Origin of the sequence: Herbidospora sakaeratensis, assembly GCF_001570525.1 — a bacterium.
Lineage (GTDB): Bacteria > Actinomycetota > Actinomycetes > Streptosporangiales > Streptosporangiaceae > Herbidospora > Herbidospora sakaeratensis.
Window position 1 is genome coordinate 316,153 of sequence record NZ_BBXC01000014.1, and the last position, 13,907, is coordinate 330,059.

Below are 13,907 nucleotides of genomic sequence, written 5' to 3' on the forward strand. Positions count from 1 at the left end.
ATGGAGTCGGCAGAGATCGTACGCCGCTTCCTGCGCTTCTTCGAAGAGCGCGGGCACACCGTCGTGCCCTCGGCCAGCCTGGTCGCGGAGGACCCGACGCTGCTGCTGGTCAACGCGGGCATGGTCCCGTTCAAGCCCTACTTCCTCGGGCAGCAGAAGCCGCCCTACAAGCGGGCCGCCAGCGCGCAGAAGGTCATCAGAACCCTCGACATCGACGAGGTCGGCAAGACCACGCGGCACGCCAGCTTCTTCCAGATGCTCGGCAACTTCTCGTTCGGCGACTACTTCAAGGAGCAGGCGATCCCCTTCGCGTGGGAGCTGCTCACCAACCCGGTCGCCGCGGGCGGCTTCGGGTTCCCCGAAGAGAAGATGTGGGTCACGGTCTACCTCGACGACGACGAGGCGATCGAGATCTGGAAGCGGGCCGGCGTCCCGGCCGAGCGCATCCAGCGCCGCGACCTGGCCGACAACTACTGGCACATGGGCGTCCCGGGCCCCGGCGGCCCCTGCTCGGAGATCTACTTCGACCGGGGTCCCGAATACGGCCGCGAGGGCGGGCCGGTCGCCGACGAGACGCGCTATCTCGAGGTGTGGAACAACGTCTTCATGCAGTACACGCTCGGCACGGTCCGCTCGAAGATCGACTTCGACGTGGTCGGCGAGCTGCCCGCCAAGAGCGTCGACACCGGCATGGGCCTCGAACGCATGGCGGCGATCCTGCAGGGCGTCGACAACATCTACGAGATCGACACCACCTTCAAGATCCTCAGCCGCGCGGCCGAGCTCACCGGCACCCGCTACGGCGCGGGCGCGCGCGACGACGTGTCGCTGCGCGTCATCGCCGACCACCTGCGGGCGGGCGTCATGCTCGTCGGCGACGGCGTGCTGCCCTCCAACGAGGGCCGGGGCTACGTGCTGCGCCGCATGCTCCGCCGGGCGATCCGCAACCTGCGCCTGCTCGGCTCGGGCGAGGAGCGCTACATGCACGAGCTCACCGCCACCACCATCGGCACGATGGGCGAGCAGTACCACGACCTGATCGCCGACGCGGCGCAGATCCACGGCGTGATCGACGCCGAGGAGGCGTCCTTCCTGGGCACCCTGCGCACCGGCACGACGATCTTCGACACGGCGGTCGCCGAGAGCAAGAAGGCGCACACGTCGGTCCTGTCGGGCGACAAGGCGTTCCAGCTCCACGACACCTACGGCTTCCCGATCGACCTCACCCTCGAAATGGCGGCCGAGCAGGGCCTGAAGGTCGACGAAGAGGGCTTCCGCCGCCTCATGGCCGAGCAGCGCGACCGCGCGAAGGCCGACTCGAAGCTCAAGAAGACCGGCAACGCCGACATCTCGGTGTTCGGCCAGATCCTGGAGAAGGCGGGCAAGGTCGAGTTCCTCGGCTACGACCACCTGACCACCGACACCGAGATCGCCGGCATCATCGTCGACGGCGCGCCGGTCCCGGTCGCAAGCGCGGGCGCCACCGTCGAGGTCGTGCTGCTGCGCACCCCGTTCTACGCCGAGGGCGGCGGCCAGCTCGCCGACCAGGGCGTCATCAAGGTCGAGAACGGCGAGATCGAGGTCGTCGACGTGCAGTCGCCGATCGCGGGCCTGGTCGTCCACCGCGGCAAGGTCACCTCGGGCGAGGTCACGGTCGGCGACGCCGCCCACGCGGCGATCGACATCGACCGCCGCCGGTCGATCTCGCGCAGCCACACCGCGACCCACCTGGTCCACCGCGGCTTCCGCAACGCGCTCGGCGAGACCGCCGCGCAGGCCGGTTCGGAGAACTCGCCGGGCCGCTTCCGGTTCGACTTCACCTCGGCCGGCGCGGTGCCCGTCAGCGTGCTGCGCGACGTCGAGGACGAGGTCAACGCGACCCTGATCGACGACCTCAAGGTCAACGTCCTGCACACCTCGCAGGCCGAGGCGCGCAAGATGGGCGCGCTGGCCCTGTTCGGCGAGAAGTACGGCGACGTCGTGCGCATCGTCGAGGTCGGCGACTACTCCCGCGAGCTCTGCGGCGGCACCCACGTCGCCAGTTCGGGCCAGCTCGGCCTGATCAAGGTGCTCGGCGAGTCGTCGATCGGCGCCGGGGTGCGCCGCGTGGAGGCCCTCGTGGGTCTCGACGCGTTCCGCCACCTGGCCCGGGAGAGCGTGCTGGTCTCCCAGCTCAGCGGGGCGCTCAAGGCGCGTCCCGAGGAGCTGCCCGAGCGGGTCGACGGCATCGTCACCCGGCTGCGCAACGCCGAGAAGGAACTCGAGAAACTGCGGTCGGCGCAGGTGCTCGCGGTGGCCGGGGAGCTCGCGTCCGGGGCCTCGGACATCCAGGGCGTTTCCGTCGTAACGCACCGCGCGCCTGCTGGTACCACCCCTGATGACCTGCGTAAACTCGCTCTCGATGTGCGCGGCCGGTTCCCCGGAAGCGCCGCGGTGGTCGTCGTCGCCGGTGTCCCCTCGGACCGTCCCGTCGTGGTCGCCGCTGTCAACGAGGCGGGACGCGACCGAGGGCTGAAGGCGGGCCGTCTGGTAGGAGTCGCCGCCAAGGCACTTGGGGGTGGCGGTGGCGGCAAGGACGATGTCGCGCAGGGCGGCGGGACGAACGCGGGCGCTGTCGACGACGCGCTGCGTGCGGTCATCGAGGCGATCAACGCCAGCCTGTGACGTCATGAGACGGGGCACACGACTCGGCGTCGACGCCGGGTCGGTCCGCATCGGCGTGGCCCGCAGCGACCCTTCGGGGCTGCTGGCCACGCCGGTCGAGACGGTGAAGCGCGGCAGGGGCGACCTCGATCGCCTGGCCGCGCTCGTCGCCGAACACGAGGTCGTCGAGGTCGTCGTCGGCCTCCCCACCTCCCTGTCGGGCCGCGAGTCCCACGCGGCCGGGGCCGCCCGCGAGTTCGCGGCGGCGCTGGCCGCCCGGGTCGCGCCGGTCCCGGTCCGCCTCTACGACGAGCGCCTGACCACCGTGACCGCGCAGGCCAACCTGCGCCAGAGCGGCCGCAAGGCCAAGAACCAGCGCGACGTCATCGACCAGGCGGCGGCCGTGGTGCTGCTCCAGGCCGCCCTCGACGGCGAGCGCGCGTCCGGCAAACCACCAGGTCATCCCCTCGACCCACCATCCGGTGGAGAAACGAGTCCCGGGACCGGCCGGTGAGCCCGCAGGAGTGGGACACGTTCCTGCTGGCGGGTGAGGCCGAACCCGTCGACCACGAAGTCCGCCGCGACCGCACCCGGAAGATCGTCTACGCCGGGCTGGCCGCGGTGGCGACCGCCGGCGTCGTCGGCCTCTACACGCTGACCCGCCCGTTCCTGGCGCCCGACGACTTCGAGGGCGCCGGGACCGGCCCGGTCGTGGTCCGCATCAGCGCCGGTGAGAGCGCCGTCCAGATCGCCGAGACGCTCGCCAAGGCGGGCGTGGTGGCCAGTTCCGGGGCGTTCGTCCGCGAGGTGGAGGCCCGCGCCAAGTCGGGCAGCCTCCGGCCGGGCGACTACCGGCTGAACAAGGGCATGGCCGCCGCGGTCGCGCTCGACCGGCTGCTCGACCGCGACTCGCGGGTGTCCCGGCGGGTGACCATCCCCGAGGGGCTGCGCGCCAAGGAGGTGTACGTCCGCCTCTCGGCCGCCTCCGGTTTCCCGGTCGCCGAGTTCGAGAAGGCGGCGGCGCAGCCGGCCACGCTCGGCCTGCCGTCCTATGCCGCATCGGTCGAGGGCTTCCTGTTCCCGGCGACCTACGAGGTCGAGCCGTCGAGCACCGCCAAGAGCCTGCTGCGCGACATGGCCGCCCAGTTCGGCCGGGTCGCCGAGCGCCTCGGGATCGAGGGCCGCGAGGGCATGACGCCGCTCGACGTGGTGACCACGGCCAGCATCGTGCAGGCCGAGGGCGGGCGTGACGACGACTATCCCAAGATCGCTAGAGTGATCTACAACCGCCTCAAAAAGGGCGGGCGCCTTGAGATGGACACCACGGTGCTCTACGCGCAGAACCGCCGGACGCTGAACGTCTCCGAGAAGGACACGCAGGTGCGCTCCCCGTACAACACCTATCGGATCGATGGTCTACCGCCCGGTCCGATCGGAAACCCCGGTGAGCAGGCACTTCGCGCGGCCCTGATGCCGGCGAAGGGTGATTGGTACTGGTTTGTCACTACGGATCCAGGCCGTAGAATCACCAAATTCACTGACAACGAAGGCGAGTTCGTGAAATATCGGGAAGAGCTGAACAGGTACCTCGGGACGAACTAGGCCGAACGATGACCGACGGTCCGCGTGTCGGGCCGAGATCCATACCGAAGCTTGATCCCCCCTCGGTTTGGCGCATCGCTTGACGCGAGGCCAGTCCTACCGAGAGATTGGCCAGCGCACTATGAACGACCTCGACATGGACTCTTTGCTCGGCGCCTCCGACGAGGGGGGGTCGCGGCGTTCCCGCAAACAGCAGAGCCGCAGCCGGCGCCGCCGACGGCGCACCAGGCGCAAGGGCGCCGCCGCGTCCGTGATCGCGATCGTGATCATCGTCGGCATCCTGGGCGGCGGCGGTTATGTGGGCTACAAGTGGATCAGCGACGCCGTGACGGCCGACGACTACACCGGCTCTGGCACCGGTGAAGTGGTCATCGTGATCGAAGAGGGCGCCTCCGCCGGCGACGTCGCCGCCGAACTGGAGAAGGAGGACGTCGTGGCCAGCGCCCGTGCCTTCATCCAGGCCGTCGACGCCGCGGGCAAGGGCGGCTCGCTCCAGCCCGGCCACTACGCGATGAAGAAGCAGATGTCGGCCGCCGCCGCCGTCGGGCTGCTCGACCCCGACAAGCGCCTGCGCGACAGCCTGACCATCCCCGAGGGCTACCGCGCCACCCGCGTCTACGACACCCTCGCCGACGCCACCGGCATCCCCGCCAAGGAGTTCGCCGACGCGGCCAAGGGCGACATCGGCCTGCCGTCCTACGCCAAGGGCAAGGCCGAGGGCTTCCTGTTCCCGGCCACCTACGAACTGCCGCCGAAGATCACCGCGACCGAGATCCTCACCCGGATGACCGACCGCTTCAACGAGACGGCCGACAAGTTCGACCTGAGCGCCGAGGCCAGGCGGCTCGGCTTCACCCCGATGGAGATCATGACCATCGCGAGTATCGTGCAGGCCGAGTCGGGCACCCCCGACGACATGGGCAAGGTGGCCCGGGTCATCTACAACCGGCTGGCGCTCAACCCGCCGATGAAGCTCCAGATGGACTCCACCACCATGTACGCCCTCAACAAGTACGGCATCGCGGCCACGTTCGAGGAGATCAAGAGCAAGTCGCCGTACAACACCTACTACGTCGACGGACTGCCGCCCGGCCCGATCGCCAACCCCGGCGACCACGCCATCGAGGCCGCGCTGAAGCCGACCAAGGGCGACTGGCTCTTCTTCGTGACCACCGACCCCGACAACGGCGTCACCGAGTTCACCGCCAGCGCGACCGAGTTCGAGCGGCTGCGCGCGAAGTTCAACGCCACCCAGAATTGACCCCGTGAACAAGAGAGCAGCCGTCCTCGGCTTCCCGGTCGTCCACTCGTTGTCGCCGCACCTCCACCGCGCGGCCTACGCCGCGCTCGGGCTGACCGGCTGGCGCTACGACGCGATCGAGTGCCGCGAGGAGGAACTGGCCGCCTTCGTCGGCGGCCTCGGCCCCGAGTGGGCCGGGCTGTCGCTGACGATGCCGCTCAAGCGGGTGGTGTTCCCGCTGCTCGACACGGTCACGCCGCTGGCGGTCGAGGTCGGCGCGGCCAACACGGTGGTCATCCGCGACGGCGCCCGGCACGGCGCCAACACCGACGTCCACGGCATCGTCGCGGCCCTGGCCGAGGCGGGGGTCCCGGCGCCGGCGAGCGCGGTCGTCCTCGGGGGCGGCGCCACCGCCGCCTCCGCGCTGGCCGCCCTGCGCGAGCTCGGGCTGCGCGAGGCGACCCTGGTGGTACGCGACCCGCGCCGCGCCGGCGAGACCCTGGAGGTGGCCGACCGGCTGGGAATGTCGGTGGCCACCCGGGCGTTCGAGCAGTTCGACGCAGACGTGGATCTGCTGATCTCCACACTGCCCTCGGGCGCCGCCGACGGATTCGCCGGCGAGGCCGCGCGGGCACGGGCGGTCTTCGACGTCGTCTACTCGCCCTGGCCGACCACGCTGGCCCAGGCCGTGGCGAAGGAGGGCGGGACGGTCGTCGGCGGGTTCTCGATGCTGCTGCACCAGGCGGTGAAGCAGGTCGAGCTGATGACCGGGCGCTCGCCCGCACCCGTGGAGGCCATGCGATCCGCGGGTGAGTCGGCGTTGTAACCGTGCTAAACTAAACAACCGATCGGTCCGGCACGTGCCGGACGCGCAAGCGGAGGTCCTCCTCCCACCTGATCAGCCGCGAGGCAGACGGGTTCAAGGATCACAATCGAGTTCTCGGACTCAGTGGCCCCGCATGCGTGACGTGCCGGGGTCTATTCGTGTTTCCGGCACGGTCGAGCACACAGGCGAAGGTCCCTTGGAGGTCCCATCAGCACCGAGCCCCGCATCAACGATCGTATTCGTGTCCCCGAGGTCCGCCTCGTCGGCCCGAACGGCGAGCAGGTCGGCATCGTCTCCATCCACGATGCGCTGAAGCTCGCCCAGGAGGCCGACCTCGACCTCGTCGAGGTCGCGGCGACGGCACGCCCGCCCGTCTGCAAGCTCATGGACTACGGCAAGTTCAAGTACGAGTCGGCCATGAAGGCGCGCGAAGCCCGCCGCAACCAGGCACACACGATCATCAAGGAGATCAAGCTCCGGCCGAAGATCGACCCGCACGACTACGAGACCAAGAAGGGTCACGTCGTGCGCTTCCTCAAGGCGGGGGACAAGGTCAAGGTCACGATCATGTTCCGTGGACGTGAGCAGTCCCGTCCCGAACTGGGCTTCCGGCTCCTGCAGCGGCTCGCTGAGGATGTCACCGAGCTGGGCTTCGTGGAGTCACAGCCCAAGCAGGACGGCCGAAACATGATCATGGTGATCGGCCCGCACAAGAAGAAAGCCGAGGCCAAGGCCGAAAAGGCGGCGGCCCGGGCGACCCGCGACGACGACTCGGTGGCCGACGCGGTCGCCGCCGAGGAATAAAAGCCGCTGCGCGGACGCAGAGACTGGGAGCCCGTTTTTCGCGGCTCTTGCGAGTCAGGAACGCCGGTTACCCGGCCCCCCTTGCGGGGCCGGGAGATCGGCTTGGAACAACGAGGGAGAGACGGCTGAGATGCCGAAGATGAAGACGCACAGCGGTGCGAAGAAGCGCTTCCGGGTCACCGGCTCCGGCAAGATCGTGCGCCGCCGCGCCAACCGGAAGCACCTTTTCGAGCACAAGCCGTCCACCCGCACGCGCAGGCTTGAGAACGACGTGGTCATGTCCGACGCGGACACCAAGAAGATCAAGAAGCTGCTCGCTAAGTAACGACCCCCGGGGAGATAGAACAACATGGCACGCGTGAAGCGGGCGCTCAACGCCAAGAAGAAGCGCAGGGTCGTCCTCGAGCGGGCGAGCGGTTACCGGGGTCAGCGGTCGCGTCTGTACCGCAAGGCCAAGGAGCAGATGCTCCACTCGATGACCTATGCGTACGCCCACCGCAAGGACAAGAAGGGCGCGTTCCGCCGCCTCTGGATCCAGCGGATCAACGCCGCGGCGCGGCAGAACGGCATGACCTACAACCGGCTCATCCAGGGTCTGCGCCTGGCCGGCATCGAGGTCGACCGCAAGATCCTCGCCGATCTCGCGGTGAACGACTCGCAGACCTTCGCCACGCTGGTCGAGGCCGCCAAGAAGGCGCTCCCGTCCGACGTGAACGCTCCGGTCGCCTAAGCGATCACCAGCTTTCTGGAAGGGCTCACCGTGCCTGGTGGGCCCTTCTTCTCATTCCGGAGGGAACCGTGACCGAGTGACCGAGCTGACCAACCCCAAGTCCCCGCGGGTCAAAGCCGCTCGGCGGCTGACCAAGCGGGCCTTCCGCGACCGCGACCGGGCCTTCCTCGCCGAGGGGCCGCAGGCGGTGCGGGAGGCGCTGGCGCTGCCCGGCGTGACGGTGGAGCTGTTCGCCACCGCCGAGGCCGAGACCCGGCACGCCGACATCGTCGAGGCGGCCGTGAGCGCCGGGGTGCCGGTGTTCCGGGCCAGCGGCGAGGTGATGGCCGAGCTCGCCCAGACGGTCACCCCGCAGGGGCTGATGGCGGTGTGCAAGTTCGTCCACGTCCCGCTCTCCTCGGTGGAGGAGACCCGGCTGGTGGCGGTGCTGGCGCACGTCCGCGACCCCGGCAACGCCGGCACCGTGCTGCGCACGGCCGACGCCGCCGGAGCCGACGCGGTGGTGTTCACCGACGCGTCCGTCGACCCCTACAACGGCAAGTGTGTACGGGCCAGCGCGGGCAGCCTCTTCCACCTGCCCGTCGTGACCGGGCTGCCGGTCGACAAGGCCGTCGCCGCGTTGAAGGACCGCGGCCTGCGGATCCTGGCCGCCGACGGCACCGGCAAGGCCACCCTCGACGACGTCGACCTCGCCGCCCCCACGGCCTGGGTGTTCGGCAACGAGGCGTGGGGCCTGCCGCCCGAGGTGCTGGCCCTGGCCGACGAGGTCGTCCGGGTGCCGATCTACGGCCGCGCCGAGAGCCTGAACCTGGCCACGGCCGCCGCGGTGTGCCTGTACGCCAGCGCGCGAGTTCTCCGGCAGATCTGACATTCCGTGTAATAGGTGCGTACCCGGCCGGTGACGGGCTGCCGAAGGGCTCCGGAAACCCGCTATTGTCGGCGGAGACGGCTCGCGGAGCACGGCTGGAGGGGTCCTTTGCGCGGCGAGAACACCCATGGACGGGTCGCCGACCCGTCGAGTGTGATCGCCATCGACGCCCTTCCCGACGGCGTCGTCGTGGTCGACGGCGACGGCGTCGTGATGGCCGTGAACAAGGCGGCCGAACGCCTGACCGGGCTGCACCGCAAGACGTCCCCCGGGCGTCACGTGGCCGACGTGCTCCCGTTGCGCGACGCCGAGGGGCGCGACTGGTGGAAGTGGCTCGACCCCCGGGGCGGCCTGTCCATCCGGTCCCGCCAGGTCGAGCTCCCGCTGCAGCTCGACGGCCGCGACCTGCTCGTCACGGCGGCGTTCGTGCGCATGCCCGCGCGGGCCGGCCGGGTGATGCGGGTGGTGATCACCCTGCGCGACGCCGCGGCCCGCCGCCGCCTGGAGCGCAGCCGGGCCGACCTCGTCTCGACCGTGGCCCACGAGCTGCGCTCACCCCTGACCAGCGTGAAGGGCTTCACCGCCACGCTGCTGGCCAAGTGGGACCGGTTCAACGACGCCCAGAAGCTCGTCATGCTCCAGACGGTCAACTCCGACGCCGACCGGGTGACCCGGCTGATCACCGACCTGCTCGACGTCTCCCGCATCGAGTCGGGCCGGGTGGAGATCCGGCGGCAGGTCGTCGACATCCCCGCCCGCGTGCGGCGGGTCGTCGCCGGCCGCGTGGCCGCAGGCGAGCCCGAAGACCGGTTCTCGCTCACCGTCGTGGGCGACCTGCCGGAGATGTGGCTCGACCAGGACAAGATGGATCAAATCCTCGGCAACCTGGTCGAAAACGCCGTGCGACACGGCGGCGGTAAGGTGACAATCGTTGTAGAGCCCGTCGAATGGGGAGTGACCGTGTCCGTGCGAGACCAGGGTGAGGGCGTCAAACCCGAGCTGGCCTCGCGCGTCTTCCGCCAGTTCTGGCGCGGCAACGACCGCCGCCGCGGCGGCACCGGCCTCGGCCTCTTCATCGTGAAGGGCCTCGTGGAGGCCCACGGCGGCACCATCACCGTCGAACGCGCCCCCGGCGGCGGCGCGGAATTCCGATTTATCCTGCCCACCGGCGCCCCGGACTTCGCGTAACGCGACTCCGCCCCGGTGGGCCTTCCCTAAGCCGATCTTGGCCCGGGTTCTGTGTACTCCCGATGTGGCGCGACATGGGATAACCCCGCCCAAGGTTGAAATCTGGCCAGACCTGAGGCCAAGCGCGCCGGTGGGCGAGGAGGAGCGGCGGGAGCGAAGCGACCAGAGCGACGAAGGAGCCCGCCGGGTCCAGAGCGCTTGGCCCGCCGCGCCGGAGGCGCGGCCATCAAACACAGCGGGCGCGGCCCGTTGAGCACAACCCATAGAATCAGGGGCCGCCATTCCGGCCCTGGATACGGAGTTCCCTTGTCTGATTACGACCCGGTCGAGGTGACACCGCTGCACGCCGACGAGCTGGCGCGCGCGGAGGCCGATGCCCTCGCCGCCATCTCCTCGGCCGCGGATCTCGACGCACTGAAGCAGGTCCGGCTGGCCCACGCCGGTGACCGCTCGCCGATCGCGCTGGCCAACCGGGAGATCGGCGCGCTGCCGCCGGCCGCCCGCGCCGAGGCCGGCAAGCGGATCGGCACCGCCCGCAAGGCCGTCGGCGAGGCGCTGGCCGTCCGCCAGACCGAGCTCGAGGCCGAGCGTGACGCCCGCGTGCTGGTCGAGGAGACCGTCGACGTCACCCTCCCGTGGGACCGCGCGCCGCGCGGGGCCCGCCACCCGCTGACCACGCTCCAGGAGCGCATCGCCGACTGCTTCGTGGCCATGGGCTACGAGGTCGCCGAAGGCCCCGAGTTGGAGGCCGAGTGGTTCAACTTCGACGCGCTGAACATCGCGCCCGACCACCCGGCCCGCTCCGACCACGACACCTTCTTCGTCGAGTCGGTCAAGTCGGGCAAGGTGCTGCGCACCCAGACCTCGCCGGTCCAGATCCGCGCCCTGCTGGAGCGCCCGCTGCCGGTCTACGTCATCTCGCCCGGCAAGGTGTTTCGCACCGACGAGCTCGACGCCACCCACACCCCGGTGTTCCACCAGGTCGAGGGCCTCGCGATCGACAAGGGCCTGACGATGGCCCACCTGAAGGGCACGCTCGACCGGTTCGCCGAGGTCATGTTCGGTGAGGGCATCTCGACCCGGTTCCGGCCCAACTACTTCCCGTTCACCGAGCCGTCGGCCGAGATGGACCTGCGCTGCTTCGTCTGCCGCGGCGCGTCGTCGGTGCCGGGCAACCCGCCGTGCCGGACCTGCAAGTCCGAGGGCTGGATCGAGTGGGGCGGCTGCGGCATGGTCAACCCGCGGGTGCTGATCGCCTGCGGCGTCGACCCCTCGGTCTACTCCGGGTTCGCGTTCGGCATGGGCATCGAGCGCACCCTGATGTTCCGCCACAACGCAGAAGACATGCGCGACATGGTCGAAGGCGACATCCGCTTCACCCTGCCGTTCGGAATGGAGGTCTGATGAAGGTCCCGCTTTCGTGGCTGCGGGAGTACGTCGATCTCCCGCCCGTCACCGCTCACGAGATCGCCGACAAGCTCACCGCCGCCGGTCTCAAGCTGGAGTCGATCGCCTCCCACGGTCACGACCTGAAGAACGTCGTCGTGGGCAAGGTCATCGAGATCGAGGAGCTGACCGGCTTCAAGAAGCCGATCCGCCACTGCCTGGTCGAGGTCGGCGAGGCCGAGCCGCGCGAGATCGTCTGCGGCGCGACCAACTTCGCGATCGGCGCGGTCGTCCCGGTCGCGCTGCCCGGCGCGGTGCTGCCGGGCGGGTTCGAGATCGCCTCCCGCACGACCTACGGCCGCCTGTCCGACGGCATGATCTGCTCCGAGGCCGAGCTCGGCATCGCCGAGTCGTCGCCCGGCATCCTGCTGCTGCCCGCCGACACCCCCCTCGGGGCCGACGTCGTCGAGCTGCTCGGGCTGCGTGACGACGTCCTGGAACTGGAGATCACCCCCGACTGCGGCTACGCGTTGTCGATCCGCGGCGTGGCCCGCGAGGCGGCGACCGCGTTCGGCGTGCCGTTCCGCGACCCGGCCGCGCTGGAGCTCCCGGCCACGGAGGGCGTCACCCACCCCGCGGAGATCGGCGACCCGACGGCCTGCGACCGGTTCGTGCTGCGCGCGGTGTCGGGCTTCGACCCGTCCGCCGAGTCGCCGCTGTGGATGCGGGTGCGGCTCACGCGGGCCGGCATGCGCCCGGTCTCGCTGGCGGTCGACGTCACCAACTACGTGATGCTGGAGCTCGGCCAGCCGCTCCACGCGTTCGACAGGAACACTATCCAGGGCGGCATCGTGGTGCGCCGCGCGCTGCCCGGCGAGCGCCTGGAGACCCTCGACCACGTCACCCGCGACCTGGCCGAAGACGACATCCTGATCACCGACGACTCGGGCGCGATCGGCCTGGCCGGCACCATGGGCGGCCTGTCGACCGAGATCTCCGACTCGACGACCGACATCGTCATCGAGGCGGCCCACTTCTCGGCCACCGGCGTGGCCCGCATGTCGCGGCGGCACAACCTGGTGTCCGAGGCGTCCAAGCGCTTCGAGCGCGGCGTCGACCGCGAGCTGCCGCTGGCGGCGTCGTGGCGCGCGGTCCAGCTCCTCACCGAGCTGGGCGACGGCGTGGCCGAGCCCGGGGTGACCCACGCGCAGGCCGACGTCGCGCCCGTGTCGATCACCATCCCGTCGGGCCACCCGGCGCGGGTCGCGGGCGTGCCCTACAGCCGCGAGACCGTGGTCACCCGCCTGGAGCAGATCGGCTGCCGCGTCGTCGACGGCGTCGCCCCGGCCGCCGAGGGCGGTCGCGGCGTGGCCGCCACCGGCGTCGTGACCAGCGGCGACCTGGCGGCGAAGCTGGCCGTGACCGGCGACGACCCGATCACGGTCTACCCGCCGAGCTGGCGTCCCGACCTGACCGACCCCAACGACCTGGCCGAAGAGGTCATCCGGCTGGAGGGCTACGACACGCTGCCCTCGATCCTGCCGGGGGCCCCGGCGGGCGCGGGCCTGACCGAGACCCAGCGGCTGCGCCGCCGGGTCGGCCGTTCGCTGGCGCTGTCGGGCTACGTCGAGGTGCTGTCCTACCCGTTCATCGGCGCGCGCGACCTCGACCACCTGCAGCTGCCCGAGGGCGACGACCGCCGCCGGGCGACGCGGCTGGTCAACCCGCTCAGCGAAGACGAGCCGTTCATGCGGACGACGCTGCTGCCGGGCCTGCTGAAGACCCTGGTCCGCAACGTGGGCCGCGGCTTCACCGACCTGGCCCTGTTCGAGACGGGCCTGGTCTACCGGCCGGGGGCCGACGCCCCGGAGACCGCGCCGATCCTGACGGTCGAGCGCCGCCCGACCGACGAGGAACTGGCGCGGTTCACCGCCGCCCTGCCCGTCCAGCCGGTCCGCGTCGCGGCCGTCCTGGCCGGGGAGTTCGAGCGGTCGGGCTGGTGGGGCCAGGGCCGCGCGGCGACCTGGGCCGACGCGATCGAGGCCGCCCGCGCGGTGGCCCGCGAGGCGGGCGTGTCGTTGGATATCCGCGCTGACCAGCACGAGCCGTGGCACCCGGGCCGCTGCGCCGCGCTCTACGTCGGCGAGGTGCTCGTCGGCCACGCCGGCGAGCTGCACCCGCGGGTGGTGGAGGCGTACGGCCTGCCGAAGCGCACGGCGGCGATGGAGCTCGAACTGTCCCGCCTGGCCGCACCGGTCCCGGCGCAGACCCCGTCGATCTCCGCCTACCCGGTGGCGACCCAGGACGTCGCGCTGATCGTCCCGGCCGACACGCCGGTGGCGTCGGTCGAGGCGGCGCTGCGCGACGGCGCGGGCGACCTGCTGGAGTCGGTCCGTCTCTTCGACGTCTACGAGGGCGCGCAGGCGGGCGAGGGCAACAAGTCCCTGGCCTACACGCTGCGCTTCCGCGCCCCCGACCGGACCCTGACCGCCGACGAGATCGCTGCCGCCCGCGACGCGGCCGTCGAGCTGGCCGCCGCCCAGGTCGGAGCCCGACTGCGCGGGGTGTGAACCCAGCCGTAGGGAGAGGGGCGACGGGGGCATTCCCCCCGTCGCCCCTC

The 13,907-nt window shown here is 70.8% G+C and carries 12 protein-coding genes; all 12 read left to right on the forward strand.

All coding sequences use genetic code 11. The features are described from left to right. Positions 1 to 2,664 carry an alanine--tRNA ligase gene (alaS, locus tag AW271_RS24075; RefSeq protein WP_062339844.1) on the forward strand — a complete coding sequence of 888 codons (2,664 nt, stop codon included), beginning with the start codon at positions 1 to 3 and terminating at the stop codon, positions 2,662 to 2,664. Positions 2,665 to 2,668: 4 nt separating this feature from the next. After that, the gene (gene ruvX, locus AW271_RS24080) at positions 2,669 to 3,157 is read left to right on the forward strand and encodes a Holliday junction resolvase RuvX (RefSeq protein ID WP_062339845.1); all 489 of its coding nucleotides are present in this window, start codon (positions 2,669 to 2,671) and stop codon (positions 3,155 to 3,157) included. Continuing rightward, positions 3,154 to 4,245: an endolytic transglycosylase MltG gene (gene mltG, locus AW271_RS24085; RefSeq protein WP_062339846.1), complete on the forward strand. Its 1,092-nt coding sequence runs from the start codon at positions 3,154 to 3,156 to the stop codon at positions 4,243 to 4,245. The genes ruvX and mltG (AW271_RS24085) overlap by 4 nt, the downstream gene beginning before the upstream one ends. A gap of 136 nt (positions 4,246 to 4,381) precedes the next feature. Further along, complete coding sequence (gene mltG, locus AW271_RS24090) at positions 4,382 to 5,506, forward strand: endolytic transglycosylase MltG (protein ID WP_245653175.1); 1,125 nt, start codon at positions 4,382 to 4,384, stop codon at positions 5,504 to 5,506. A 4-nt stretch (positions 5,507 to 5,510) separates the two neighbouring features. Beyond that, a complete protein-coding gene (locus AW271_RS24095; protein ID WP_062339848.1) occupies positions 5,511 to 6,311 on the forward strand; it encodes a shikimate dehydrogenase in 801 nt (266 codons plus the stop codon). A gap of 225 nt (positions 6,312 to 6,536) precedes the next feature. Next, positions 6,537 to 7,115, forward strand: a complete 579-nt coding sequence (gene infC / locus AW271_RS24100) for a translation initiation factor IF-3 (protein WP_275935779.1) — start codon at positions 6,537 to 6,539, stop codon at positions 7,113 to 7,115. Positions 7,116 to 7,245: 130 nt separating this feature from the next. Next, positions 7,246 to 7,440 (forward strand): 50S ribosomal protein L35, encoded by a 195-nt coding sequence (gene rpmI / locus AW271_RS24105; RefSeq protein WP_030456928.1) that lies wholly within the window; start codon positions 7,246 to 7,248, stop codon positions 7,438 to 7,440. 24 nt (positions 7,441 to 7,464) lie between these two features. Further along, positions 7,465 to 7,845, forward strand: a complete 381-nt coding sequence (rplT, locus tag AW271_RS24110) for a 50S ribosomal protein L20 (protein ID WP_030456929.1) — start codon at positions 7,465 to 7,467, stop codon at positions 7,843 to 7,845. A gap of 76 nt (positions 7,846 to 7,921) precedes the next feature. Further along, on the forward strand, positions 7,922 to 8,713 hold the full coding sequence (locus AW271_RS24115; RefSeq protein ID WP_062339850.1) for a TrmH family RNA methyltransferase: 792 nt from the start codon (positions 7,922 to 7,924) through the stop codon (positions 8,711 to 8,713). Between the two features lie 108 nt (positions 8,714 to 8,821). After that, complete coding sequence (locus tag AW271_RS24120; RefSeq protein WP_062339851.1) at positions 8,822 to 9,901, forward strand: PAS domain-containing sensor histidine kinase; 1,080 nt, start codon at positions 8,822 to 8,824, stop codon at positions 9,899 to 9,901. A 267-nt stretch (positions 9,902 to 10,168) separates the two neighbouring features. Next, positions 10,169 to 11,305 carry a phenylalanine--tRNA ligase subunit alpha gene (gene pheS, locus AW271_RS24125; RefSeq protein WP_439648999.1) on the forward strand — a complete coding sequence of 379 codons (1,137 nt, stop codon included), beginning with the start codon at positions 10,169 to 10,171 and terminating at the stop codon, positions 11,303 to 11,305. Beyond that, entirely contained in the window at positions 11,305 to 13,857 is a 2,553-nt protein-coding gene (locus AW271_RS24130; protein WP_062339853.1) for a phenylalanine--tRNA ligase subunit beta, read from the forward strand. The genes pheS and AW271_RS24130 overlap by 1 nt, the downstream gene beginning before the upstream one ends. The last annotated feature ends 50 nt before the right edge of the window (positions 13,858 to 13,907 follow it).